The 22,295-nt window shown below is 69.0% G+C and carries 18 protein-coding genes and 1 riboswitch; of the genes, 9 read left to right on the forward strand and 9 right to left on the reverse strand.

Annotated features, from left to right (window positions below; genetic code table 11):
* Positions 1-158 precede the first annotated feature (158 nt).
* Together ACWEQQ_RS30620 and ACWEQQ_RS30625 are read right to left on the reverse strand one after the other, a co-directional pair.
* The gene (locus ACWEQQ_RS30620) at positions 159-2,780 is read right to left on the reverse strand and encodes a LuxR C-terminal-related transcriptional regulator (RefSeq protein WP_452350680.1); all 2,622 of its coding nucleotides are present in this window, start codon (positions 2,778-2,780) and stop codon (positions 159-161) included.
* A 64-nt stretch (positions 2,781-2,844) separates the two neighbouring features.
* Complete coding sequence (locus ACWEQQ_RS30625) at positions 2,845-3,666, reverse strand: MmyB family transcriptional regulator (RefSeq protein WP_452341589.1); 822 nt, start codon at positions 3,664-3,666, stop codon at positions 2,845-2,847.
* Between the two features lie 103 nt (positions 3,667-3,769).
* Between ACWEQQ_RS30625 and ACWEQQ_RS30630 the strand changes: the two genes are divergently transcribed.
* The gene (locus ACWEQQ_RS30630) at positions 3,770-4,306 is read left to right on the forward strand and encodes a YceI family protein (protein ID WP_452341590.1); all 537 of its coding nucleotides are present in this window, start codon (positions 3,770-3,772) and stop codon (positions 4,304-4,306) included.
* Positions 4,307-4,387: 81 nt separating this feature from the next.
* On the opposite strand, the gene ACWEQQ_RS30635 is transcribed toward ACWEQQ_RS30630, so the two are convergent.
* The 3 genes from ACWEQQ_RS30635 to ACWEQQ_RS30645 all read right to left on the reverse strand — a co-directional run bounded on the left by ACWEQQ_RS30635 (position 4,388) and on the right by ACWEQQ_RS30645 (position 7,926).
* Entirely contained in the window at positions 4,388-5,485 is a 1,098-nt protein-coding gene (locus ACWEQQ_RS30635; RefSeq protein ID WP_452341591.1) for a CaiB/BaiF CoA transferase family protein, read from the reverse strand.
* Positions 5,486-5,594: 109 nt separating this feature from the next.
* The gene (locus ACWEQQ_RS30640) at positions 5,595-6,467 is read right to left on the reverse strand and encodes an amidohydrolase family protein (RefSeq protein ID WP_452350681.1); all 873 of its coding nucleotides are present in this window, start codon (positions 6,465-6,467) and stop codon (positions 5,595-5,597) included.
* Positions 6,468-6,534: 67 nt separating this feature from the next.
* Positions 6,535-7,926: an FAD-dependent oxidoreductase gene (locus ACWEQQ_RS30645; RefSeq protein WP_452350682.1), complete on the reverse strand. Its 1,392-nt coding sequence runs from the start codon at positions 7,924-7,926 to the stop codon at positions 6,535-6,537.
* A gap of 287 nt (positions 7,927-8,213) precedes the next feature.
* Here ACWEQQ_RS30645 and ACWEQQ_RS30650 point away from each other — a divergent pair, with 287 nt between their 5' ends.
* The 5 genes from ACWEQQ_RS30650 (at position 8,214) to ACWEQQ_RS30670 (ending at position 11,754) form a co-directional block, all read left to right on the forward strand.
* The gene (locus ACWEQQ_RS30650; RefSeq protein ID WP_452350683.1) at positions 8,214-8,660 is read left to right on the forward strand and encodes an Rv0361 family membrane protein; all 447 of its coding nucleotides are present in this window, start codon (positions 8,214-8,216) and stop codon (positions 8,658-8,660) included.
* 62 nt (positions 8,661-8,722) lie between these two features.
* A riboswitch (SAM riboswitch) is annotated at positions 8,723-8,838 on the forward strand.
* 14 nt (positions 8,839-8,852) lie between these two features.
* Complete coding sequence (locus ACWEQQ_RS30655; protein WP_452350684.1) at positions 8,853-9,275, forward strand: rhodanese-like domain-containing protein; 423 nt, start codon at positions 8,853-8,855, stop codon at positions 9,273-9,275.
* A gap of 34 nt (positions 9,276-9,309) precedes the next feature.
* Positions 9,310-10,524, forward strand: coding sequence for an O-succinylhomoserine sulfhydrylase (locus ACWEQQ_RS30660; protein ID WP_452350685.1), 1,215 nt, complete (start codon positions 9,310-9,312; stop codon positions 10,522-10,524).
* A 130-nt stretch (positions 10,525-10,654) separates the two neighbouring features.
* Complete coding sequence (locus tag ACWEQQ_RS30665; RefSeq protein WP_452350686.1) at positions 10,655-11,296, forward strand: type 1 glutamine amidotransferase family protein; 642 nt, start codon at positions 10,655-10,657, stop codon at positions 11,294-11,296.
* Positions 11,293-11,754 (forward strand): MarR family winged helix-turn-helix transcriptional regulator, encoded by a 462-nt coding sequence (locus tag ACWEQQ_RS30670; RefSeq protein WP_452350687.1) that lies wholly within the window; start codon positions 11,293-11,295, stop codon positions 11,752-11,754. Before ACWEQQ_RS30665 ends, ACWEQQ_RS30670 begins: the two co-directional genes overlap by 4 nt.
* Here the strand turns inward: ACWEQQ_RS30670 and ACWEQQ_RS30675 are convergent, their stop codons facing one another.
* The gene (locus ACWEQQ_RS30675) at positions 11,755-12,513 is read right to left on the reverse strand and encodes an HAD-IIA family hydrolase (protein ID WP_379429045.1); all 759 of its coding nucleotides are present in this window, start codon (positions 12,511-12,513) and stop codon (positions 11,755-11,757) included.
* A 298-nt stretch (positions 12,514-12,811) separates the two neighbouring features.
* On the opposite strand from ACWEQQ_RS30675, the gene fgd reads away from it, so the two are divergent.
* From fgd to ACWEQQ_RS30690, 3 genes are all read left to right on the forward strand, one after another.
* On the forward strand, positions 12,812-13,819 hold the full coding sequence (fgd, locus tag ACWEQQ_RS30680) for a glucose-6-phosphate dehydrogenase (coenzyme-F420) (protein WP_379388639.1): 1,008 nt from the start codon (positions 12,812-12,814) through the stop codon (positions 13,817-13,819).
* Positions 13,820-13,942: 123 nt separating this feature from the next.
* A complete protein-coding gene (gene pta / locus ACWEQQ_RS30685) occupies positions 13,943-16,021 on the forward strand; it encodes a phosphate acetyltransferase (RefSeq protein ID WP_452350688.1) in 2,079 nt (692 codons plus the stop codon).
* Positions 16,021-17,217: an acetate kinase gene (locus tag ACWEQQ_RS30690; protein WP_452341600.1), complete on the forward strand. Its 1,197-nt coding sequence runs from the start codon at positions 16,021-16,023 to the stop codon at positions 17,215-17,217. The genes pta and ACWEQQ_RS30690 overlap by 1 nt, the downstream gene beginning before the upstream one ends.
* A 209-nt stretch (positions 17,218-17,426) precedes the next feature.
* Here the strand turns inward: ACWEQQ_RS30690 and ACWEQQ_RS30695 are convergent, their stop codons facing one another.
* The 3 genes from ACWEQQ_RS30695 to ACWEQQ_RS30705 are packed head-to-tail and all read right to left on the reverse strand — an operon-like array spanning position 17,427 to position 22,164.
* Entirely contained in the window at positions 17,427-19,847 is a 2,421-nt protein-coding gene (locus tag ACWEQQ_RS30695) for a tetratricopeptide repeat protein (protein ID WP_452350689.1), read from the reverse strand.
* Between the two features lie 2 nt (positions 19,848-19,849).
* Positions 19,850-20,836, reverse strand: coding sequence for a glutamate ABC transporter substrate-binding protein (locus ACWEQQ_RS30700; protein WP_452341602.1), 987 nt, complete (start codon positions 20,834-20,836; stop codon positions 19,850-19,852).
* Positions 20,833-22,164, reverse strand: a complete 1,332-nt coding sequence (locus ACWEQQ_RS30705) for a hypothetical protein (RefSeq protein ID WP_452350690.1) — start codon at positions 22,162-22,164, stop codon at positions 20,833-20,835. Before ACWEQQ_RS30705 ends, ACWEQQ_RS30700 begins: the two co-directional genes overlap by 4 nt.
* Between the last annotated feature and the right edge of the window lie 131 nt (positions 22,165-22,295).

Consider the following 22,295-nt stretch of genomic DNA (forward strand, 5'->3'; position numbering starts at 1 on the left):
GCACGCCGCCGGAGGAAATCGAGTGGGGGAGCGGCTAGTAGGCCGTACCGGTGCGGGCGGTGGCCGCGCAGGCGAGGGCCAGGGCCGGCCGCAGTAGGACGCCGACGGCAGCGCGGAGGGCGCGGCGGAGCGCGCCGGAATTCATTTCTCGATCCGGATCAGTTCAGTCTTGCCGATTTGCCCGAGGCCGTCCCTCCGCGCATCAATTCGGCCAGCGCCTCCCGATCGGTCACATCGAGTTTGATGCACGCCCGGTACAGGTGCCCCTCCACCGTCCGCACCGAGACGGTCAGCCGGTCCGCGATCTGCCGGTTGGACAGCCCGGCCGCCACCAGATTCGCGATCTCCCGTTCGCGTGCGGTCAGCGGCAGCGGCTGCGCGGACTGCCGCAGCGCCGGGGTCGACGCGCCGCCGCAGGCGGCCGCCAGCCGATTGGCGGTTGCCGCGGATTCCAGCAGTCGGCGGCGGTCACCCGCCCGCTCGTGCGCGGAGGCGGCCTGGGCGGCCGCGTCCGCTGCGGAGAGCAGCGCCCCGATTGCCTCGAATTCCGCTGCGGCGGTGTCCAATCCGGGTCCGTCGTGGGCCGCGACCGCCGCCGCGTGCCGCGCCTGCACCTGCACCAGCCGCCCGTCGATGCGGGCCGCGAGATCCGCCAACCGCCCGGCGACCGACTGATCGCCGAAGCGGGCGGCGGCATGCAGCGCCATCGCCTCGATGGCGTGCTGGTGGGTGCGTGCGGCCAGATCCGCCGCCCCCAGCGCGAGCCGTACGGCCGGCGTCGCGGTCCCCTCGGCGGCCGCCTGCATGGCCCGCACGAGTTCGAGCAGCGGTTCGTAGACGGCACTGTGACGCCCGCCTCGCAAGGTCGCCGCCGCAATGGCTTCCGCCGCTTCGGCGGGCCGTCCGAGCGCCGAGTACGCCTCCGCCAGCCGCAGTTGGGCGGGGAACATCCAGGACGCCGCGCCCTCGGTGGTGAGCGCCGCGAGCGCCTGCTCGAGATTGTCGATGCCCTGCGGGAACTGGCCCTGCGCCACGTCCACGGTGCCCTGCAGGATCTTGGCCATGCCCCAGGCCAGATATTGCCCGGGGGAGGAGAACGGGTAGGGCGTAGTGGCGCATCGGCGCGCGGCTTCCAGCTCGCCGGTGAAGGTGAGGGCCAGCACTTCCGCGTGCGCGGAAATGAATCGGTTCAATCCGTCGATGTGGGACTCCACGGCGTGCGAGCGGGCCGCATACTGCCGGGCCGCTTCACCGCGTCCCATGAGCGCGAGGGCTAATCCGCCACCGAAGGCAGCCCAGAACACCGCCCACGGTGGCGCGTCCGGAGCGGAGATGACCGGCTCGGCGAGGGCGAACGCGTCGTCGATCCGGTTCTCGTTGACTGCGCACGCGGAGGCCAGACCATCCAGTGCCGCAACAATTTTCGGATGTGTGATCCGGTTGCGCACCGATTCCAGCACGGTATCGGCGCGATCCGCGTCGCCCATGGACCAGAGCAGGTTCGACACCCGGGTGCTGCCCCAGCGCGCCAGCTGCACCTCGTTCATCTCGTCCGGATCGAATCCGGCCAGGGTGCGCTCGGCCTCTATGCGATGCCCTTGCCACAACAGCGCGCGGGCCAGCAGGTCGGCGGCCTCCACTCCGCCCTGGCGTTCCACCGCCGCGCGTGCGAACCGTTCGCCCAAAGGCAGATTCGCCAGCGCGATGGCATCCGCGGCCGCGGCCTGGAACAGTTCGAGATCCGCGGATTTATCACTGTCCAGGGCCAATTCGGCCAATCGGATGCGTTCGGACGCGGAGTTGATCGGCCGGTCCCGGAGCGAGGAGTACAGCCGCCCGCGCAGCCGCCGCGCCGACGCGATGCCCAGCCGCCGCCGGATCACCTCACCGAACAGCGGATGGTTGTAGCGCACCAGCAGCTGATGGCTGTTCTCGACAATCCTGATGAGACCGCGTGATTCGGCGGATTCCACCGCCTCCTCGCCCGCGAGTTCGGAGAGCACGTCCAGGTCGATGGGCTCGCAGAAGGTGAGCAGTTCCAGCACCCGCAGCACCGACTCGGGCAGCTGCTCGACCCGATCCTCCAGCAGCGCAGCCAATTCCGAGGTGACGGCCGCGCGTCCGCGCAGTTGCCACACCCCGCTGACCTGCCGCAGCGTCCCGGCCTCCAGCGCGCCCTCGACCAGGTGCCGCAGGAAAAGCGCGTTTCCGCCGGAGGATTCCCACATCAGGTTGGCGGTGAAGCCCTCCAGCTGCCCGCCCAGCATGGATTCCACCAGTTCCACGCTCTGCCGCTGGGTGAACGGCTTCAGGTCGATGCGCAGCAGATGCCCGTCCTTCCACAGCGAGGTCACCGCGTCAGGCACCTGCACCCCGCTGCGTACGGTGCACACGATGTGGGCGGCCTTGTCGAGGGCCAGCTGCAGCAGCAGGGTGGCCGAGAGCTGGTCGAGCAGATGGGCGTCGTCGACGCCGATGATGGTGTGCCCGTCGGCGAGCAGCGCCTCGCGCGCGGCCGCCATGAAGGTCACCGGATCGTGGGCGGTGTACACCCCCACCATGTGCGCGAAGACCCCGAGCGGAATGCTGCGGGCGGATTCGGTGCCCGCGACCCAGCGGATATTGCCGCCGACGGCGGCGGTGGCCTGCCGCGCCAGCGTGGTCTTGCCGACCCCCGCGTCACCGGTGAGCACCGCCCCGACGAACTCGTCGCCGGTGAGTGCCGACCTGATCGACTCGAGTTCTTTCACCCGCTCGACCATCGGCCAATTCCGAGCCATGGCTCAACTGTAGATGGCCCGACCCGCCCCGGCAGCGGGAACGAAACCCCCGGAACCTGCGGTTTTATTCGTTGACCAGCCGTAATCCGGGCGTACGGGCCTGGCGGCGGTCGACCAGCCAGACCATGACGGTCTGGTCGGCGGCCGGATCCAGGGTCTCGACCTCCACCTCGACCGCACCCCGGGCCGGGTGCTGAATCTTCAGCACGAGGGATCGGAAGTCGGTGAGCCGGTGCTCGCGCCAGCGTCGCTCGAACTCCGGGTAGCTGTTCAGGGCGGTGACGACGGCCTCGACCGACGGGTCGTCGGGGAACCGGGTGGCGGCGGCGCGCAGGGACGAGGCGGCCATATCGGCGGCGTCGGACCAGTTCAGGAAGGTCTGCTGGGCGGCCGGATGGGCGAAGACGTAGATGGCGAAGTTGCCGTGCGCCTCCGCGTCGAACATGCCGAGGGGTTCGGCGAAGGCGCGGAAGGAGGGGTTTCCGGCGAGCAGGTTCAGCCAGCGCCCGAGCACCAGCGCGGGCGTCGGCTGCAGGGCGTCGATAACCGCCTGAATGGTCTCGGAGACCTGTTCCCGGGCCTGCCCGGAGGCAGGGCAGGAAGCCTTCTGTTCCAGCCCGAGGGCCAGCTTGCCGAAGTGGTGTTTCTCGATCTCGTTGAGCCGCAACGCCTCCGCGAGGGCGGCCAGCACGGCGGTGGAGGGGTTGGTGTCGCGTCCCTGCTCCAGGCGGGCCAGGTAGTCTGCGCTGACACCGGCGAGCGCGGCCACCTCCTCGCGGCGCAGGCCGGGTGTGCGCCGTCGCCGGCCGGCGGGCAGTCCGACGTCCTCGGGCTGCAGTTGTGCGCGGCGGGCGATCAGGAACTCGGCGAATTCGGAACGGGACACCCTTTCCATACTGCCTGGTCCTGGTTCCGTTATCCGCGCCCTGGCAGTCCCCGGATAACCACGGTGTGGATAAGCGGACCGGAGTCCACTTAGAGTGGTTGACATGACGACTTCCGAGCAGACCACCCTCGCCCCCGGCTCCTGGACCCTGGACGCCGCTCACTCCTCGGTCAACTTCACCGTGAAGCACCTGGGCATCTCCAAGGTCCGCGGCCGCTTCAACCGCTTCGAGACCGGCTTCGTGGTCAACGAGGCCGGCGAGGCCGCCATCGAGGCCACCATCTACTTCGATTCCTTCGACACCGGCAACGAGATGCGCGACGGCCACGTCCGCAGCGCCGACATCCTCGATGTCGCCAACCGCCCGCACCTGACCTTCCGCGTCCCCGAGCCCGTCGCCCTGAGCGCGGAGTTCGAGGTCACCGGTGAGGCCACCATCGGCGGCATCACCAAGCCCGTCACCCTCGAGGTCGAGTGGGGCGGCGTGCAGGTCTTCCCGCAGGACAACAAGGAGCACGCCGGCTTCACCGCCGCCGGCACCATCAAGCGCAGCGAGTTCGACGTCGCCCCGGGCATGCCCAACGCCATGCTGAGCGACAAGATCGCCATCGAGCTCGACATCCAGCTCGTCGCCCCGTAAGTCCGGGAGCTACCCGCCGCATCGGAAAAGTCAACGCCCCCGGTGGAATTCCACAGGGGGCGTTCGGCCGTGCGCGGAAGGTCAGTCCGCCCAGACGGTTTCGATCGGGGTGCCCTCGTTCGGCGGCGGGGTCGGGATGCCCGCCGGCGTGCGCGAGAAGCGCGGGGCCGGGGCGTGCTGCACGACGCCGTCGATATCGATCAGGCCGGTGCGGGCCTGGATGTGCGGATTCTGTTCGGCCTCGGTGAAAGTCAGGACCGGGGTGGTGCAGGCGTCGGTGTGCTCGAAGATCGCCCACCACTCGTCGCGGGTCTTGGTCTTGAACTTCTCGGTGAACAGCTTGCGCAGCTGGTCCTGGCCGTTGGGGTCGAGCTGGTTGGGCAGGCCCTCGGGCGAGATCTCCAGGCCCTGCAGCAGTTCCGCGTAGAACTGGGGCTCGATGCAGCCCACGGCCATGTACTTGCCGTCGGAGGTCTCGTAGGTGTCGTAGAAGGCCATGCCGGTGTCGAGCAGGTTGGTGCCGCGCTCGTCGGACCACAGGCCGACGCCCTTCATGCCCCAGATCATGTGTGAGAGCGCGAGTGCGCCATCGATCATGGCGGCGTCGATGACCTGGCCCTTGCCGGAGTTCTGGCGTTCCACCAGCGCGGCCAGAATGCCGAAGACCAGGAACATGGAACCGCCGCCGAAGTCGCCGACCATGTTCAGCGGCGGCACGGGGCGCTCGCCCTTGCGGCCGATGGCGTTCAGCACGCCGGTGAGCGAGATGTAGTTGATGTCGTGTCCGGCGCGGTCGGCCATCGGGCCGTACTGGCCCCAGCCGGTCATGCGGCCGTAGACCAGGCGCGGATTGCGTTCCAGCGCCGCGTCGGGGCCCAGTCCCATGCGCTCGGTGACGCCGGGCCGGAAGCCCTCGAGCAGCACGTCGGCCTTCTCGATGAGCCCGAGCACCTGCTCGATGTCGGCGGGATCCTTCAGGTTCGCCTCGACGATGGTGCGGCCGCGCCACTGTGGACGCTCCATGAAGCCGGGCAGCATGCCGGGCCGCTGCACCCGCACCACGTCGGCGCCGAGGTCGGCGAGCAGCAGTGCCGCGTGCGGACCGGGGCCGATGCCGGCCAGTTCAACAACCCGGATGCCCGCGAGCGGGCCCTGCTTGGCGGTGGATGGAGTGCTCACGCCCTACCTCGGTTCGTCGTCGAATCCTGCGCACCGGCTCACACACCGGTGTTGACGGTATGACAATAACGCGAAGTCTCCGCGGCCCTCACGGGGTGGCCCGTTGCCGTTAGCGATCGATGATCGGCAGCGGCAGGGTGGGCGGGGGCGGGGGTCCGGGAAGCTCCGACCGCGGCAGCCGCAGGGTGGGCGCTTCGCCCGCGGCCCGGCGCATGGTCGGGTTCAGGTCCTCGAACAGGCGTTCCTTGGCGGGCAGCCCGTAGAACGCGCGGGCATTGTCCTCGAGCACCCGGTGCAGATCGGTGCCCACGGCGTCGGCGAGCAGCGAGATGTCGGCGTCGCGGAACGGCCGTCCGGCCCGGGTGCCGGGCAGGTCGGTGCCGAACATCAGGGCCTCGGGGTTGACGGTGTGGATCTTGCGCAGCGCCGAGCCCACATTCATCGCCACCCGCCCGAAGCCGGAGGCCTTCACCTTGGCCCCGCGGTCGACCAGGTTCAGCAGGTAGGGCAGGCAGTCGTCGGACATGCCCAGATGGTCGATCGACAGCTTGGGCAGCTTGGTGATGACCGGTTCCAGCGAGCCCAGCATGGACCCGTCGATGTAGAGCTCCACATGCCAGCCGGCCAGTTCGTAGGCACGCAGCGCCAGCATGGTGAGCCCGACGATGTCGCCGCCCGCGCGCTTGAGATTGAACCGGATGGCCCGCACTCCGGCCCGGTTCAGCTCGAGGATCTCGTCGTCGGTGGCGTCCACGTGCAGATTGGTGACACCGACCCAGCCCTCGCCGAGTTCGGCGAGGGCGGCCAGCAGATAGCTCTGATCGGTGCCCTGGAACGACCCGCTGACCAGGGCGCCACCGTCGATATCGAAGCGGGACATGCGCTTGCGATAAGCGGCGATGGTGTACGGGTCGGGCAGGTAGCCCTCGTTCTCGACCAGCGGGAACCGCGGATCGAAGATGTGGAGATGGGCATCGAACACGTGATCAGCATGCCTCAGAACGGTGACATGTGTGGACAACCTTGTCCGGCAGCCGGATTGGCGCTGGTCAGGAAACCTTGCCGGGTTCGGAGGCGGCGAGCATCTCGTCGCGCTCGACGACCTTGACCCGCTCGCGGCCCTGCGGCTCGCCCAGGGCGCGCTCGTGCGCGTCGAGGCGGTACCAGCCGGCCCAGGTGGTGAACGGGATGCCCTTGTGCTCGAGGAATTCGGTGACCGCCTCCAGCTCCGGCCGCGCGGCCGGGGTGAAGTTCGCGGCGTCGTCGAGCAGGCAGGCGATGGTCTCGTTGGCGTCGCCCTTGGTGTGGCCGATGAGGCCGACCGGGCCGCGCTTGATCCAGCCGGTCACGTAGGTAGCGGGCATGTAGCGAGCCGCGCCGTCGGCGTCCTCGTCGACGAGCACGCGCCCGGCCTCGTTGGGCACGGTGCCGGCCTGGTCGTCGAAGGGCAGCAGCGGGATGTTCTGCGACAGGTAGCCGACCGCGCGGTACACGGCCTGGATGTCCCAGTCCTTGAATTCGCCGGTGCCCTTGCAGTTTCCGGTGCCGTCGAGCTGGGTGCGCTCGGTGCGCAGGCCCACGACCTTGCCGTCGGCGCCGATAATCTCCGACGGGTTCTCGAAGAAGTGCAGGAACAGCTTGTGCGGGCGGTCGCCGACATCGCGGATGGCCCACTGCTCCAACGTATTGCAGATCATGTCGACCTGCTTGGAGTGGCGGCGCGCGGCCTCGGAGCCCTCGTCGTAGTCGATGTCCTCGGGGTCGACGATGACCTCGATGGTCGGGGAGTGGTCGAGTTCGCGCAGTTCGAGCGGGGTGAACTTGGCCTGGGCGGGCCCGCGGCGGCCGAAGACGTGGACCTCGAGGGCCTTGTTGTCCTGCAGGCCCTCGTAGACGTTCGGCGGGATCTCGGTGGGCAGCAGTTCGTCGCCGGTCTTGGCGAGCACGCGGGCCACGTCGAGGGCGACGTTGCCGACGCCGAGGACGGCGACCTTCTCCGCGTCCAGCGGCCAGGTGCGCGGCACGTCCGGGTGGCCGTCGTACCAGGACACGAAGTCGGCGGCGCCGTAGGAGCCGTCGAGGTCGATGCCCGGCACCTCGAGGGCGCGGTCGGCGTTGGCGCCGGTGGAGAAGATGACCGCGTCGTAGAACTGACGCAGGTCCTCGAGGGTGATGTCGACGCCGTAGTCGATATTGCCCAGCAGGCGGACCTGCGGCTTGTCGAGGACCTTGTGCAGGGCGGTGATGATGCCCTTGATGCGCGGGTGGTCGGGCGCGACGCCGTAGCGGATGAGGCCGAAGGGCGCGGGCATGCGCTCGTAGAGGTCGATGCTCACCTCGGCATCGGACTTCATCAAGGCATCGGCGGCGTAAATACCGGCCGGGCCTGCGCCCACGATCGCAATGCGTAGCGGGCGGGTCGCTGCACTCTGTTCGGTCATTCTTCCGCGCACCCTTTGGGTCGAAACTAACTTGTCGTCAAAACTCAGCCGTCGTTCTTAGCTTAGGCTAAGTTGACGCCCTGGCTTCGGTGACCGCCGTTGGCCCCCGACGCTGCAGCGTTGCTGCGTAGTCTTGCTATTCCCGCGCCTGGGGCGGAAATTCTGCTGATTCTATCGATGGCGCACGAGGCCCTTCACGCGCAGGGCCGTGAACTGTGGGAATGCCGAGGCCCGAACCGTGGGAACGCCGTGCCGGGCGCACGGCGGCGACCAGGCATGATCTACCCATGAGCGACGCCGAGGAGACAGCCGGGGAGACATCGGTTCCGATCGATCGGAACGAGGCCCGCAGCATGTGGCCGTTCCTGGTCGCGGCGAGCGTCATCGCGGTCGTGATCCTGGGCATTGTGATCGCGACGCTGGTCTCGCCGGTTGAGAAGAATGTCACAGATTCCGATCGGCTCGCGGTGGCCGCGGGCAAGTTCATCGAGGCCCGTAGCGAGACCGGCAAGTACGATCCGACCCTGTCCTGCAAGGGATTCGACGAGAATGCCTCGCCGCTCAAGGACGCGGCCGCGACCGGGGCGACCATCACGTTCGACAAGCTGGCCGACCCTGCCATCGACGGCGAGAAGGCCACGGCGCAGGTCACTTTCACGGTCTCCGGCGCCCAGACCACCTCGACCTGGCACTTCACCCGGGAGAATTCCCGCTGGTTGGTCTGCAATTCCTGACAACGGCCGAAGTCGCGGCCGGGGTTTGACAGTGGGGCCGTTTTTTCGGCACTCTCAACCCAGGTCATGAGTACCAGCGTCAAGCCCCGGCTGGCTGGTCGGCAACCCTCCTCCGCGGCGGGGTGCTCCGGGTGACGACCTGGCCTCGCATCGGACAGCGGTGCGGCAAGTGCGGATTCACAGGAGGTACAAGTGAGCTACGCGGGTGACATCACGTCGAAGCAGGCGTGGGAACTGTTGCGGGACAACCCCGATGCGGTGCTGGTGGATGTGCGCACCGAAGCCGAGTGGCGGTTCGTCGGGGTGCCCGACACCAGCGGCATCGGCCGGCCGACCGCGCTGATCGAGTGGGTGGACGTCTCCGGCACGCCCAATGCCCGTTTCACCGATCAGCTGAAGCAGGCGCTCGGCGATCGCGGCCAGGACTCGGTCGCGCCGGTCATCTTCATCTGCCGCTCCGGCCAGCGCTCCATCGGCGCGGCCACCGCCGCCACCACCCTCGGTATCGCCCCGGCCTTCAATGTGGTCGACGGCTTCGAGGGTGCGCTCGACGGTCAGGGGCATCGCGGCGGCACCGGCTGGCGGGCCGACGGCCTGCCCTGGCGTCAGTCATGAGTTTCGTGTCCGGCCGGATCGCAGGGAGGCAATCATGATCACCGGTGGTTCCTTCGACAAACCGCTCCCCGAGGGCGTCGGCCCCGCTACACAGGCCGTGCGCGGCGGCACTCGGCGCTCGGGCTTCGACGAGACCTCCGAGGCGCTGTTCCTCAATTCGGGTTTCGTCTACGAGAGCGCCGAGGCGGCCGAGGCGTCCTTCACCGGCGATATCGAGCACTTCGTCTACTCCCGCTACGGCAACCCGACGGTCGCCATGTTCGAGGAGCGGCTGCGCCTGATCGACGGCGCGGAGGCATGTTTCGCGACGGCCTCCGGCATGTCGGCGGTGTTCACTGCGCTGGGCGCGCTGCTCGCCGCGGGTGACCGCCTGGTGGCGGCACGCAGCCTGTTCGGCTCCTGCTTCGTGGTGGCCAACGAGATCCTGCCGCGCTGGGGCGTGGAGACCGTCTTCGTCGACGGCGAAGATCTGGACCAGTGGGAGCAGGCGCTGTCGGTGCCGACCCAGGCCGTCTTCTTCGAGACCCCCTCCAACCCCATGCAGACCCTCACCGATGTGCGCGCGGTCTCCGATCTCGCGCACGCGGCGGGCGCGAAGGTGGTGCTGGACAACGTCTTCGCCACCCCGCTGCTGCAGCGCGGCTTCGACCTGGGCGCGGACATCACCGTGTACTCGGGCACCAAGCACATCGACGGGCAGGGCCGCGTCCTCGGCGGCGCGATCCTCGGACCGCAGGACTACATCGACGGCCCGGTGAAGAACCTGATGCGCCACACCGGTCCGGCGCTGAGCCCCTTCAATGCGTGGACGCTGCTCAAGGGCCTGGAGACCATGCCGCTGCGCCTGCGCCAGTCGGTGGACTCCGCGCTGAAGATCGCCGGGTTCCTGGAGACCCATCCCGCGGTGGCGTGGGTGAAGTACCCGTTCCTGTCCTCGCACCCGCAGTACGAGCTGGCCAAGCGTCAGATGTCCGGCGGCGGCACGGTGATCACCTTCGAGCTGAAGGCGTCGGAGAACGAGGCCAAGAAGCGCGCTTTCGAGGTGCTCAACCGCCTGCGCATCGTCGACATCTCCAACAACCTCGGCGATGCGAAGACGCTGATCACGCATCCGGCCACCACCACCCACCGGGCGATGGGCCCGGTAGGTCGTGCGGCCGTGGGGATCACCGATGGCGTGCTCCGCATCTCGATCGGACTCGAGGATGTGGAGGACCTGCTCAATGACCTGGACCAGGCCCTGAGCTGATCCGACGAGTATTCGAAAGGGCCGGAACCCACTGGGTTCCGGCCCTTTTCGTGCTCAGAGGCCGGAAGCAGCCCTGAGAGTCGTCGAATCTTGTTTGACAGCATGCTGTCAAACATGACAGCATGCTGTCATGTTGAAAACAGTCCACATGGCCGTGTACGACACCTTCTCGGACTGGGAGGTCGGGCATGCGACCGCACACATCAATCGCGAACTCTGGCACCGCGAGCCGGGAACCTGGCAGGTGAAGACGGTCGCCCTCGGCGCCGCGCCGATCACCTCGATGGGCGGCATGCGGGTCCTGCCCGATCTGGTTCTCGATGAGCTGAAGCCCGCCGACAGCGCCATGCTGATCCTGCCGGGACTCGAAACCGAGCAGCATCCCGAGACGCCGGCGGCCTTCGCGCGCAAGGCCAGGGAGTTTCTGGCGGCCGGGGTGCCGGTGGCGGCGATCTGCGGCGCGACCTTCGGGCTGGCGCAGGAGGGCCTGCTGGACGATCGGCGGCACACCAGCAATGACGCGGGATATCTTGCCTACAGCGGATATTCGGGTGGCGAGCACTATGTGCAGGCGACCGCGGTCACCGACGGTGACCTGATCACCGCGACCGGCACCCGACCGGTCGATTTCGCCCGCGAGATCTTCGCGCGCCTGGGTATCTACGAGCCGCACGTGCTGGAGTCCTGGTACCGGCTGTACGGAGACAATGATCCCGCGGGCTTCTACGCGTTGTTCGAGTACGAGCAGCAGCGCGCGGCGGCCGCGCAATGACCCGCACCGCGCAGCAGCTGTTCGGGGCCGCGGCCGTCACCTCGTTCAAGCTGAACGGCCAATTCCTCTCGATCGCAGAGGAATTGGCCGAGCCGTCCGGGATCACGGTCGCGTGGTGGCAGGTGCTCGGCGCGATTCTGCACGAACCGCTCCCGGTGGCCGGTATCGCCCGCGAAATGGGTATCACCCGCCAGAGCGTGCAGCGCATCGCGGATGTGCTGGCGGACAAGGGATTCGTGGAATACCGCCCCAATCCGGCGCATCGGCGCGCGAAGCTGGTGGCCATCACCGAGGCGGGTCACGACGCGGTGCGGCGGATCGACCCACAGCACGCGGCCATGGCGAAACGGCTTGTGGCGCAGCTGGGTATCGAGCAGCTCGCCCACATCGTGGACGCGCTGACGACCCTGTCGGGCGCCCTCGACGCGCTCGAGGGCGACGCGACGGGCATGGCCTGACTACAGCGCGAACGGGTCTTTGGTCTTGCCGACCAGGGCGGCCACCGACGGCAGGATGGTGGTCGGGCGGTACGGGAACTGCTCGACCAGGGCCGGGGTGGAGATGCCGGTGGTGACCAGGATGGTCCGCATGCCCGCCTCCAGGCCCGAGATGACGTCGGTGTCCATCCGGTCGCCGATCATGACGGTGGACTGGGAGTGGGCACCGATGCGGCGCAACGCCGATCGCATCATCAGTGGGTTGGGTTTACCGACGTAGTAGGGCTTGCGGCCGGTGGCCTCGGTGATGAGGGCGGCGACGGAGCCGGTGGCCGGAAGGATGCCTTCGCGGGACGGGCCGGTGGCGTCCGGGTTGGTGGCGATGAAGCGCGCGCCCGCGGAGATCAGCCGGATGGCGGTGGTGATGGCTTCGAAAGAGTAGGTGCGGGTTTCACCGAGCACCACGTAGTCCGGGTCGGAATCGGTGAGAACGTAACCGATTTCGTGCAGCGCGGTCGTGAGGCCGGATTCGCCGACCACGTAGGCGGTGCCGCCTGGGCGCTGGTCGTTGAGGAAGGTCGCGGTGGCGAGGGCGGAGGTCCAGATGGACTCGACCGGAATATCGAGGCCGGTGTGCCTGAGCCGGGCCTGCAGGTCGCGCGCGGTGTAGATCGAGTTGTTGGTGAGCACCAGGAACGGAATGTCGTTGTCGCGCAGTTCGGCGAGGAACTGATCGGCCCCGGGCACCATGTGATTCTCGTGCACGAGGACGCCGTCCATGTCGGTCAGATAGGAGAGGATCGGTTCAGCGCTCGAGTTGGTCACGCGCACATTCTCCGCTATCCCGGAACCGAACGCTCATATATTCCTGCTCTTGCCGACCGCCCGACCGGTTTCATCCCCGGAATACCGTCCGCCCACCCGGGGTTCGATCCCTTGGGTGTGACCCCTGCCGCACCGCGTTTCACCGCTGACCTATCGTGCGAAGTAGGACCGTTCGCGATGCCCGGTGTCGCGGCGGTCGTGCGGGAGGTTGGCCCGCACAGCTCGAGCGCAGCAAGGCGACAGGAGTGCCCAGGTGAAAGACCTCAAGCTCGGTTACAAGGCGTCCGCGGAACAGTTCGGCCCGCGCGAACTGGTGGAGCTCGCGGTGGAAGCGGAGGCGCACGGCCTCGACAGCGCCACCGTCTCCGACCATTTCCAGCCGTGGCGGCACAATGGCGGGCACGCCCCGTTCTCGCTGGCCTTCCTGGCCGCGGTGGGCGAGCGCACCAAGCGCATTCAGCTCGGCACCTCGGTGCTGACCCCGACTTTCCGCTACAACCCCGCGGTCATCGCGCAGGCGTTCGCCACCATGGGCTGCCTGTACCCGGATCGCATCATGCTCGGCGTCGGCTCGGGTGAGGCGCTGAACGAGATCGCCACCGGATTCCAGGGCGAATGGCCTGAGTTCAAGGAGCGTTTCGCGCGCCTGCGCGAGTCCGTGGATCTCATGCGCGCCCTGTGGACGGGCGAGCGGGTCGACTTCGACGGCCAGTACTACAAGACCGTCGGCGCCTCGATCTACGACGTGCCCAAGGGCGGCATCCCGGTCTACATCGCCGCGGGCGGCCCGCTGGTGGCCCGCTATGCCGGCCGCGCCGGTGACGGTTTCATCTGCACCTCCGGCAAGGGCATGGATCTCTACACCGAGAAGCTGATGCCCGCCGTCGCGGAGGGCGCCGCCAAGGCCGGCCGCTCCGTCGACGACATCGACCGCATGATCGAGATCAAGATCTCCTACGACACCGATCCCGTTCTGGCACTGGAGAACACCCGCTTCTGGGCCCCGCTCTCGCTGACCGCGGAGCAGAAGCACTCCATCACCGATCCCATCGAGATGGAAGCGGCCGCCGACGCGCTGCCGATCGAGCAGATCGCCAAGCGCTGGATCGTGGCCAGCGATCCGGACCAGGCGGTCGAGCAGATCAAGCCGTACCTGGACGCGGGCCTGAACCACCTGGTCTTCCACGCGCCCGGTCATGATCAGCGCCGGTTCCTGGATCTGTTCCAGCGCGATCTGGCGCCCCGCCTGCGTGCCCTCTGAGTCGGTTCACGCGGTGACCTACGGGGACGGGCGACCCTCGCGGGCGTCCGTCCCCGAATATTCGCGGCCGGGTAACCGGGTACGCGCGGAAATCAGCCCATAACGGTCGGTAGGCTTTCGCCCATGGCTGCCACACCGGTTTCCAGTGTGTACATCGCGTCCCCCGAGGGCGACACCGGCAAGTCGACGGTGGCGCTCGGTGTCCTGCAGGCCCTCGCGGCCACCACGCCGCGAGTGGGCGTGTTCCGGCCGATCACCAGGTCCGCGACCGGGCGCGACTACATTCTCGAGCTGCTGCTCGAGCACTCCACCTCCGACGTCGACTACGACCAGGCCATCGGCGTCACCTACGAACAGGTGCACGAGGATCCCGACGCGGCGATCAGCGAGATCGTCATGCGGTACCACGCGGTCGCCAAGCAGTGCGACGCCGTGCTCGTCATCGGCTCGGACTACACCGATGTCGCCAGCCCCAGCGAACTGCGCTACAACGCCCGCATCGCGGTGAACCTCGGTGCGCCCGTACTGCTGGTGGTGCGCGGAATGGGCCGCACCCCCGAGGAATTGGGCCAGCTGGTGGAGCTGTGCCGCGCCGAGCTGGCGGCCGAGCACGCCAAGCTGGTGGCGGTGATCGCCAACCGGTGCGAGCCCGGGCAGCTGGAAGCCGACGCCGCCGCCCTGAAGCAGGTCTGCACCGTGCCGTCCTGGGCGCTGCCCGAGGTACCGCTGCTGCAGGCGCCCACCATGGAGGAGCTGCGCGAGGCGATCGGCGGCGAACTCTACAGCGGCGACCCGGAACTCATGCAGCGCGAGGCGCTCGAGGTGATCGTCGGCGGCATGACCGCCGAGCACATTCTGGAACGCCTCGCCGACGGCGTCGCCGTCATCACCCCCGGTGACCGCTCCGACGTGCTGCTCGCGCTGGTGAACGCCCATGAGGCGGAGGGCTTTCCGTCGCTGGCCGGCATCATCATGAACGGCAGCATGCTGCCCGAGCCGTCCATCGCGCGACTGATGGCGGGCCTCAAACCCAAGCTGCCCATCGTCGCCACCGACCTCGGCACCTTCGAGACCGCCAAGGCCACCGCGCTCACCCGCGGCCGCGTCTCGCTGTCCAGTATCCGCAAGGTGGACACCGCGCTGGCCCTCATGGAGCAGCGGGTCGATCCGCGGGAACTGCTGCGGCAGATCGAGATTCCCATCCCGAACATCGTCACCCCGCAGATGTTCGAGTACCAGCTCATCGACCGCGCCCGCAACGACCGCAAGCGCATCGTGCTGCCCGAGGGCGACGACGACCGCATTCTGCGCGCGGCCGGCCGGGTGCTGCAGCGCAAGATCGCCGACCTGACCATCCTCGGCGACGAGGCGGCGGTGCGCGGCCGTGCCGCCGAGCTCGGCGTGGACATCGAGGCCGCCGAGGTGCTCGATCCCAAGACCTGCCCGCTGCGCGACGAATTCGCCGAGGAGTACGCCCGCCTGCGTGCCCACAAGGGCATGACGGTGGACCGCGCCCGCGAATTCATGAGCGACATCTCGTATTTCGGCACCATGATGGTGCACATGGGGGTCGCCGACGGCATGGTGTCGGGCGCGGCGCACACCACCGCGCACACCATCCGCCCGTCCTTCGAGATCATCAAGACCGAGCCGGGCGTGTCCACCGTGTCCAGCGTCTTCCTCATGTGCCTGGCCGACCGGGTGCTGGTGTACGGCGACTGCGCCGTGGTGCCGGACCCGACCTCCGACCAGCTGGCCGATATCGCCATCTCCTCCGCCCGCACCGCCGTCCAGTTCGGCATCGATCCGCGCGTGGCCATGCTCTCCTATTCCACGGGCGAGTCGGGGTCCGGCGCGGACGTCGACAAGGTGCGCGCCGGCACCAAGCTGGTGCACGAGCGGGCGCCGGAACTGCTGGTGGAGGGGCCGATTCAATACGATGCCGCGATCGAGCCCACGGTGGCCAAGACCAAGCTGCCGAATTCCGAAGTGGCGGGCCAGGCGACGGTCTTCATCTTCCCGGACCTCAATACCGGCAACAACACCTACAAGGCGGTGCAGCGCAGCGCCGGGGCCGTCGCCATCGGCCCGGTGCTGCAGGGTCTGCGCAAGCCGGTCAACGATCTGTCGCGGGGCGCGCTGGTCGCGGACATCGTGAACACCGTCGCGATCACCGCGATTCAGGCTCAGCAGGAGGCGTGATGAAGGTTCTGGTGATCAATTCCGGATCCTCGTCCATCAAATATCAGCTGCTCGATCCGGCGACCGCCGATGTGTGCGCGCAGGGCGTGGTGCAGCGCATCGGCGAGGCGGTCGAGCCGGATGGGGTGACCGTCGAACACACCTCGGGCGAGAAGACCTTCGAATATCAGGGGCCCATCGCCGATCACGCGCAGGGCCTGCGGGTGGTGTTCGATCTGTTCAGCGCGAGCGGCCAGGATCTGGCGCACGCGGATCTGGCCGCGGTCGGGCATCGGGTGGTGCACGGCGGTGAGGTCTTCTACCAGCCGACGCTCATCACCGACGCGGTGGTGCAGGCCATCGCCGACCTGTCCTCCCTTGCGCCGCTGCACAATCCGCCCAATGTCATCGGCATCGAGTCGGCGCGCGCGCTGCTGCCGGAGGTGCCGCAGGTCGCGGTGTTCGACACCGCCTTCTTCCACAATCTGCCCGCCGCGGCGAAGACCTACGCTATCGACGCGGAAATCGCGGCGGCGCACGGTGTTCGCAAGTACGGTTTCCACGGCACCTCGCACGATTACGTGTCCGGCCAGGCCGCGGCCTTCCTCGGAAAGGACAGAACCGAGCTCAACCAGATCGTGCTGCACCTCGGCAACGGCGCGTCGGCCTCGGCCATTCGGGCCGGGCAGGCGGTGGACACCTCCATGGGCCTGACCCCGCTGGAGGGCCTGGTCATGGGAACCCGGTCCGGGGATCTGGATCCGGGGATCATCTTCCACCTCATCCGCACGGCGGACATGGATGTGAACGATGTGGACGCCCTGCTCAACCGGAACTCCGGGATCAAGGGCATCTCCGGTGTCAATGACTTCCGGGAGCTCGGCCGCCTCATCGAAACCGGCCATCCGACCGCGAAATTGGCGTTCGACGTCTACATCCACCGGCTGCGGCGCTACATCGGCGCCTACCTGATCGAGCTGGGGAAGGTGGACGCCATCACCTTCACCGCCGGTGTCGGCGAGAACGACGCCAAGGTGCGCGCCGAGTCGCTGGCGGGACTGGAGCGGTACGGGATTCGCATCGACGCCGATCGGAACACCGCGAAAGACCGTACGGCCCGGCGCATCTCGACCGACGACTCGGACGTGTCGGTGCTGGTGGTCCCGACCAACGAGGAACTCGCCATCGCCCGCGCCGCCGCCGATCTGGTCGGCTGAACGCCACGGCGCCCACACAGCGATTCGGACTTCACGAAAACATCATGATCGGCCTGGCATGGTGGTCACCGGATCCGGTTCGCCCGGTCCACCGGAACCCGTGTCGCACCACGCACAACCGTGGTAGGGGCCGAAATTCCCTCGCCGGCCCCGTGGTTCGCAGACTGCCTCTGTGACCGCCGCGGGCGACACGGGACTCTTCCGGTTTTTCAGAACCAGGATTTGGCGCGCACCGCGTTGGCCAGATCCACCAGCGCGTACCGGTGGGTGCGTTCGGGCGCGGAGCGGGCCAGGCCGCGCAGGCCGGTCTCGATGCCGCGCCGGAGATCCCGCTCGGTGAACGGTGACCCGAACAGCTTGGAGCCGACCGATTTCGGCAGCTTCCCGGCCTGCACCCAGCCCAGCGCGACCCCCAGGGTGAGAATCCGCAGCTGGGCCGCGCGTCCTTCGCCGGGCGGCAGATCCTGCACCCGCGCCGCCGCCACCCGCAGCGTCGACTCGTCCAGTTCCGCGGCGGGCGCGCAGGTCAGCAGCATGAGAATGGCCGTCATCCGGGCCTCCGCGTAATGCCGTGAGGCGGGCGGCACCTGATCCAGCGCGTGCACGGCGGCGGTGATGTTCCCGGCCGCGGCCAGCTGGCGGGCCAGGCCGAAGGCCGCGCTCACCACGCCCCGATCGGTGCGCCACACGGTGGCGTAGTAGTTCTCGGCGTACGACCGCCATTCCTCGGGATCGGGCGAATCCCAGTGCTGGAGAATGAGTTCCGCGGTAGCGGCCAGCGCCAGCTTGGGCGCGATCTCGCCGGGCAGCGCCTCCAGCACGGCGTCGAAGCGGGCGAAAGCGCGCTCGTACTCCAGTTCCAGCAGCTCGGTCAGGCCCAGGTACCAGTCGATGCGCCAGTCCGGGGCCGGCGGCAGCGGTTCGTCGGTGAGCCGGGCCAGCAGCATGCGGGCGGCCGCGGGCTCGTCGAGGTCCAGGTGGGCGCGGGCCTCGGCCAGCGTCACCTCCAGTTCGAAGGTCTCGGGCGCACCGCCGGGTTCGGCCGACGCGCGCTGGCGGGCGTGCCGCAGTTCGTCGAGAGAGTGCCGGGGTTCGGGATGCGCGGCCCCGGCCAGCAGCGGCGCGGACGGGTCGCCCGGATCGATGATGGGCACCGGCAGCGCCGCCACCACATCGCGGGGCTGCAGCAGGGTGTCGCGGGGGACGCCGTCGATGATGCCGTCGGTCTGCGCGATGAGCTCGCCGGTGCCGAAGCTGGTGCGCGGCGGGCTGAACAGGGTGGACAGCTGCGGATGCTCGGTGCCGGTCTCGACGGCCAGGATCTCCCGCAGCACGCCAGTGAGCTGCGTGGCCAGCAGCCGCGCGGAGGGGAAGCGGCGCTCCGGGTCCGGGTGGGTGGCGCGCAACAGCAGCCGGTAGAGGAACGGGTGCCGGGCCAGCACCGGCTGCTCCTTCGGATCCGGGATGCCGTCGACGTAGGCGCCGCGCTCCATCGGCAGGTGCAGGGTGAGCACGGCCAGCGTACGGCCCACGGTGTAGATGTCGGAGGCCACCGTCGGCCCGGTGTGCGCGATCTCGGGCGCCTGGAATCCCCTGGTGCCGTACAGGTTTCCGTATGCCTCGAACTGGGTGACCGCGCCCAGGTCGATGAGTTCCACCCGGTCGGTGGTGATCATGATGTTGTCGGGCTTGAGGTCGTTGTAGGCCAGCCCCACCGAATGCAGATAGTCCAGGGCCGGAAGGATTTCCAGCAGGTAGGCGATGGCCTCGGCGACCGGCATGCGGTCGGGCGCATGGTGATCGAGCAGATCGCGCAGCGAATGCCCGCCCACGTACTCCATGACGATGTAGCCGATCGGCGTCCCGTCCGACCCCGGGTGCTCCACGAAGTTGTGGATCTTCACGATGCTCGGGTGCGCGACCTCGGCCAGGAACTGCCGCTCCGCCAGCGCGACCGCCTGCGCCTCGGCGTCACCGGCGTGCAACAGGCCCTTGAGCACCACCCAGCGGTCGCTCACATTGCGATCGATGGCCAGGTAGATCCAGCCCAGACCGCCGTGCGCGATACAGCCCTGGATCTCGTACTGGCCCGTCACCCGGTCGCCGGGATACAGCGAGGGCCGGAAATCGTAAGGCGCGCCGCAGGTCTGGCAGCTGCCCGCGGTGGTGGACACCCGGGTCGGGGTGGCCCGCCCGACCGGTTTGCCGCACCGCCAGCAGAACCGCCGCCCCTCGGCCACCACCGGATCGTCGAGCACGGCGGCTTCCGGATCCACCGGCTCCACCGCCGGGATCGGCACCAGTCCGGCCCCGAGCCGCCGCACCGCGGGGCGCGGGCGGGTCATGCGAGCGGTGCGCTGGGAGGGCCGGGTCGGGGTGCGCGGCTCGCCCTCGGCGCTCGAAACACCCGGCGCCACCGGGATTTCCGGTTCCACGGCGGTCGGCTCCGTGCCGGGGGATTCCGCGCGCGGCGTCGGCTCGGTGCGCTCGGCGGGCCGGGTGCCCGCGCCGTCGTCGCCGGCCGGTGCGTGCCGCGTGGTCAGCTCGGTCCGGGCGGGCCAGTACGGCCCCACGGTCAACTCGGTGCGCGCGACCGCCTGCGTCCCCTCGGGCTGCTCGGGTGTGGTCATCGTCAGTCCTGATACCTCGGGGGCGGCGGAATGGCGGCGTCGCCGAGCTCGGTCACCAGCCAGCGGCGATAGAGCCGGTTCCAGGTCCCGTCCGCGCGAATGCGTTCCAGGGTGCCGTTGACGAAGCGGACCAGATCGTCCGCGCCCTTGGAGATGCCGATCCCGTACTGCTCGGTGCTCAGGTTGGGCCCCACCACCTCGGTGGCCGGATCCTGCTCGGCCAGCCCGGCCAGCACGGTGTCGTCGGTGCTCACCGCGTCGACCTGCCGCTGCTGCAGCACCACCAGGCAGTCGGCCCAGGTGGGCACGGTGAGGATGGACGCGGCGGGCTGCGAACGCCGGATCAGGTCCAGGGAGGTGGTGCCGTTGACCAGGCACAGCCGTTTGCCCGCCAGATCGGTCAGTCCGTTGATGCCGGAGTTGCGCACGGCCAGCACGCGCTGATGCGCCTGCAGATACGAGGTGGAGAAGGTAACCGTCTGCCGCCGTTCACAATTGATGGTCATGGTCTTCACCACCACGTCCACGGTGTGCTCCTGCAGCGCCCGCTCGCGGTCGGCGGAGCCGAGGATCCGGAACTCCAGCGCCCCCGGATCGCCCAGCAGGTCCCGGGCCACCTCGCGGGCGATCTCCACATCGAATCCGGCGAGCGTGCCGCTGGCCGGGTCCCGGAAGCTGAACAGATTGCTGCCCGGGTCCAGGCCCACCAGCAGCCGCCCCCGTGCCCGGATGGCGTCGATGTCCGGCCCGCTCCTGGTGCCATTGGGCCGCAGGCTCGCGGTCGGGTCACCGCAGTCGGTCACCTCCGGCGGCGGCGCGCTCTGGGTCTGTGCCGCAACGGCTCCCGACGGCAGTGGCGGCTCGACATAGCTGGGCACCCGGGTCGAGGGCGCGGGCGGCGGGGGACTGGTGTCCCCGCAGGCGGCCGTGCAGGCCACGGCCGCGGCCAGGGCCGCGAGAGTCAGGGAGCGGACGGGTCTTCGGGTCATCGGTACTCCCGCAGTCGGGGCCAGAGCCCGGCCGCGATCAGCACGGCGGCGGCGGTGCTCAGCACCAGCGCCCCGGGTCCGAGCAGGTCCAGCGTGCGGGCGGCGTGCGAGGTGTCGGTGCGCAGCATGTCCCGGGTGTCGGCGATGCCGTCGCCGAGCGCGCGGTCCAGCGCGTCGGTCTGAGCGGCGGCCTCGTTGGCGCCCGGCCCGGTGGCGACCGCGGCCGCGCCGATGAAGTCGCCCTTGGACAATGCGTCGTTCATGCGCTGGTGCGCGGCCCGCCAGCGGTCCAGGGCGGCCGCCGCGGTCTGCACGTCGCTCGCGCCGGGCGCGTCGGTTCGATAGCCGGACAGGATGTTTCGCAGTTTGTCGATGGCCTGGTCGTAGGCCTTGTCGTAGTCCGCGCTGGTGTCGCGGCGCACCAGCTTGAGGGTCTCCGCGGTGCGAGCCTGCTGGGCCAGGATGCGGCTCTGGGTGAGCGCCGTGGTGGGGGTGCTGCCCTGGTCGCGGGCGTGGGTGGTGTCCACCGCGGAGATGATGCCCGCGATCACCGTCCAGGCCAGCAGCACCACCATGGTCCCGGTGGCCAGCAGCAGCCCGAGATTGAGCACCCGGTGCCAGCGCCGGTACAGGAACAGCTGTGCCGCGATCAGCGCCGCCACCACCAGCAGCGGCAGCAGGATGGCGGGCCAGGGCGGGCGCACGTGGGTGTGCTGGGTGGCGGTGATGGCGGTGGACCGGTGCTCCTGCAGTTCCTGCGCCATCGGCAGCAGCGTTCCCTGCATGAGGTTGGACGCCTCGCTCAGATAGGCCGCGCCCACCGGCTCCCCGGCGCGGTTGTCGACCCGCGCGGTCTCGATGACGCCGGTGTACACCGGCAGCCCGGTGGCGATGCCGCTGCGCAGCTGCGTATCCGTGTCCCCGTCACTGCGATTGGACTGGATCACCAGTTCGGCCGCGGCCTCGCCGATCGCCTGGTTGTACCGGTCACGCACCGGCTTCGGTTCCAGCCCACCGGAAATGAAGGCGGCACCGGCCGCGGCGTCGGCCACCGACAGCGAGGTGTAGAGCCGCTGCGCCGAATAGGCATCGGGCTCCGACTGATCCAGCAGGACGTCCAGGGCGTGTTGCCGGTTGGTCACCGCGGTGTCGGTCACGAGGCCGGCCGCCACGCACAGGCTCAGCAGGACCAGCCCGATGGCGATCAGTTTGGCCGGGGAGGACCGGGCGAAACTGCGCAGTTCGGTGGTCGCGAAGCGTTCGCGCCAGGCCGCCGCGGCAGTGCGCGGGGACAGCTCCGCGAGCCGCAATTCCTCGGTGCGAGCCATCCTCACCTCCTACTGACCGATATCGAACGACCGACTTGTTGCTGCCGGATGAGCTTATTGTGGACGTACCGCCGCTGTGACGCGGGAATCCCCGCGGTCTGCTCCGCTGAGCGGGGGCTGTGCACGGCAGT

The sequence above is a fragment of the Nocardia sp. NPDC004123 genome, assembly GCF_053603795.1.